This window comes from Cyanobacteriota bacterium (genome assembly GCA_025054735.1).
GTDB lineage: Bacteria > Cyanobacteriota > Cyanobacteriia > SKYG9 > SKYG9 > SKYG9.
This window is the reverse complement of the sequence record JANWZG010000432.1, coordinates 1-3127: the sequence shown is the minus strand read 5'-3', so window position 1 is coordinate 3127 and position 3127 is coordinate 1. Positions and strand designations below refer to the sequence as shown.

Annotated in this window: 3 protein-coding genes; 1 reads left to right on the top strand and 2 read right to left on the bottom strand. The window is 48.8% G+C overall.

The window, feature by feature from the left end:
• Together NZ772_16350 and thrC are read right to left on the bottom strand one after the other, a co-directional pair.
• Window positions 1–113 (bottom strand): molybdopterin synthase sulfur carrier subunit (locus NZ772_16350; protein MCS6815126.1); only part of this gene is annotated, 113 nt, incomplete at its 3' end.
• A 167-nt stretch (window positions 114–280) separates the two neighbouring features.
• A complete protein-coding gene (gene thrC / locus NZ772_16345; GenBank protein ID MCS6815125.1) occupies window positions 281–1609 on the bottom strand; it encodes a threonine synthase in 1329 nt (442 codons plus the stop codon).
• Between the two features lie 296 nt (window positions 1610–1905).
• Between thrC and NZ772_16340 the strand changes: the two genes are divergently transcribed.
• Complete coding sequence (locus NZ772_16340) at window positions 1906–2781, top strand: branched-chain amino acid ABC transporter permease (GenBank protein MCS6815124.1); 876 nt, start codon at window positions 1906–1908, stop codon at window positions 2779–2781.
• The last annotated feature ends 346 nt before the right edge of the window (window positions 2782–3127 follow it).

The following is a 3127-nucleotide window of genomic DNA, read 5'->3' as shown; positions in this document are numbered from 1 at the left end:
GACTGCTCCAGGGAGGCTAATAGTTCGTCGATCGTACTTGCCTCGCAATCAAGGGTGGGTTGATTGTTGGTCAGTTTTTGCAACGGAGATGGAATTAGAACTTTAACAGCCATAGTAATCCTCAGTGGTAATTGATAATACTCAGTAATGCTCGTAATTGTTGAGTAAGAACCTTACTCATGAATATTCACTTAGACTCAGAACCAGAGTCTGGAACAGCCATCCATCATGGGCTGTTCCAGCAGTTAGACAACTAGTTAGACAACCCATGACCAACTGGCTAGACCAATACGGGTTGCCAGTCTAGACGATCAAGGGTACGGGAACGCTCTAGCGCCCGTTCAAAGCTATCTAGCTTGGGTTCGATCGTCAGTGGTTCATGGATGTGGCCTTGAACCGCCTCCTGAGTCTTGAGGCCATTACCAGTAATGTAGGCAACCGTAACCTCTTCGGGGTCAATCTTACCTGCTTCGACTAGTTTTTTCAGTACCGCGATCGTAGTGCCGCCCGCTGTTTCTGTAAAGATGCCTTCAGTTTCAGCTAACAACTTGATGCCGTCAATAATGTCAGGGTCAGAAACTGACTCGATATGGCCACCCGTTTTCTTAGCTACATCGATTGCATAAATGCCGTCAGCAGGGTTGCCGATTGCGATGGATTTAGCAATTGTCGCTGGCTTCACAGGGCTGATAAAGTCTCGTCCCTCTTTAAAGGCTTGGGCAATAGGAGAGCAGCCATCGGCTTGGGCACCACTGCACCGGACTGGTTTATCCTCCACCAAGCCCACCTGTACAAACTCCCGGAAGCCCTTGTAGATTTTGGTAAACAATGAACCCGACGCTAGGGGGACAACAACATGATCGGGTAATTGCCAACCTAGTTGCTCAATCACCTCATAGCCAAGGGTCTTCGACCCTTCTGAGTAGTAGGGTCGCAGATTGATATTCACAAAGCCCCAGCCCTGGCTATTGGCCACTTCTGAACAGAGGCGGTTAACTTGGTCATAGTTACCTTTAACCGCCATAACGGTAGGGCCATAGATTAACGTTCCCAGAACTTTGCCAGCTTCTAGGTCAGCAGGGATAAACACGCAGCAGTCCAAGCCTGCGTGGGCGGCAATAGCAGCGGTTGAGTTGGCCAAGTTGCCTGTGCTAGCACAGGATACTGTAGTAAAGCCCAGTTCACGGGCACGGGTTAGGGCAACTGATACCACCCGATCCTTAAAGCTCAGGGTGGGCATGTTAACCGCATCATTTTTAATGTAAAGGTGCTTTAGACCCAAACGACGAGCTAAGCGATTGGCCTTGAGCAGGGGAGTCATGCCAGTGCCAACATCGATCGGCTGCTCTGAGATCACGGGCAAAAAGGGACGATAGCGCCAGATAGACTTAGGCCCTGCTTCAATACTCTGGCGAGTGACAACCTTGCTCAAGTTGCTGTAGTCGAAGGCAACTTCCAAGGGGCCAAAGCAAAACTCACAGACATGAATAGCTTTGGGTTCGTACTCAGCACCACATTCTTTACACTTCAGTGCCTTAAGCGTAGGGGTTTGAGTCGAGAGTAAATCAGTTGTGGACGATAAGTATGGTTCGGTTGCCAGGGTGGTCATAGATTTCTAGATCTTGAGATGGATTGGAGATAAACGGTCAACGCAACAATGCGGCATCCAGATTCTTAGGTTGCGATGCATCCTAACATGCCCGATTACACCCGTCAAACATACCCGACTTTTTTTATCGGGATTTATAAAGCCGCATTTCCATCTAGTTCTGGCTGAGTTCTGACTAGACGTGTTTACACCGTTACCGAAATAGAACACAGAGTTGCCTGACAACACTGGCTTGACCAATTTAGCTGGCTCTATGATCCTGTATGCTCAGATAAACGATATGAGCAACGTGGCCCATGAATGACTTGATTCAACTGGTGGTTAATGGTGTGTCAGTGGGTGCCATTATTGCCCTAGCGGCTGTGGGCTTGACACTGACCTATGGGATTTTGCGACTATCTAACTTTGCCCATGGTGACTTGATGACGCTGGGTGCTTACCTGACATTTGCTTGCAATACCAGTGGCCTTCCAGTAATCAGCAACATCTGGGTGGCAATGGTGGTTGGCATTCTAGGCACCGTGGTGGTGGTGTTGGTAAGTGAGGCACTATTATGGTCACCGATGCGCGATCGTCGAGCATCCTCAACTACGCTGATCATCATCTCCATTGGGCTAGCGTTGTTCCTGCGCAATGGCATTATCTTGATTTGGGGTGGCAGCAATCGCAACTACGACCTACCCGTGACACCAGCCGTAACCATCGCAGGTATTAACGTGGCCTACTACAAACTAGTGGTGACCGTGTTGGCTGTGGTGGCGATCGTAGGCTTACACCTGTTGCTGAAATACACCAAAATTGGCAAGGCCATGCGGGCTGTTGCGGATGATATTGACCTAGCAAGGGTTACTGGCATTAATGTTGAGCAGGTAATCACTTGGACTTGGGTAATTGCCGGGAGCTTGACAGCCTTGGGTGGAGGCATGTTGGGCTTGGTAGAGGCAGTGCGCCCCAATATGGGCTGGTTTTTGATCTTGCCGATGTTTGCAGCCGTGATTCTGGGAGGCATTGGCAACCCCTATGGCGCTATTGCTGGTGCTTTGATCATTGGTATTAGCCAAGAAGTGAGCACACTAATCTTGCCTACGGCCTACAAGCAGGGCATAGCTCTAGCCATTATGGTGCTAGTCTTGCTCTTCCGTCCCCAGGGATTATTTAAAGGTATTGCGTAATAGCTTGAGATAATGAGGACGTTATCAGCTTGGGCAGCTATGGAATTTGATGGCAATGCGATGGCCAGATAAGATTCTGAAAAGACTCTGTAAGTCTTGAGCGATCCCCTTGAATTCTGAGAAAATTAGCGGCATAGTAAAGAAACGTAAACTTACTTCACAAATAACACTTGTTTATGCAGTGATCGAGACAGTACAGCTATGTGCTGCTCGATCTTGGTTTACGGTTTGTCATCCATAACATTTGATTTAGTCTGGAGATTGCTATTATGACCATTGCAATCGGGCGCGTACAGCAAGAGCGGGGATGGTTCGACATCCTCGACGACTGGCTCAAACGCGATCG

Coding starts and splice junctions, on each gene's coding strand:
- NZ772_16340 (MCS6815124.1), top strand. CDS start 1,906: ATGAATGACTTGATTCAACTGGTGGTTAATGGTGTGTCAGTGGGTGCC.
- thrC (MCS6815125.1), bottom strand. CDS start 1,609: ATGACCACCCTGGCAACCGAACCATACTTATCGTCCACAACTGATTTA.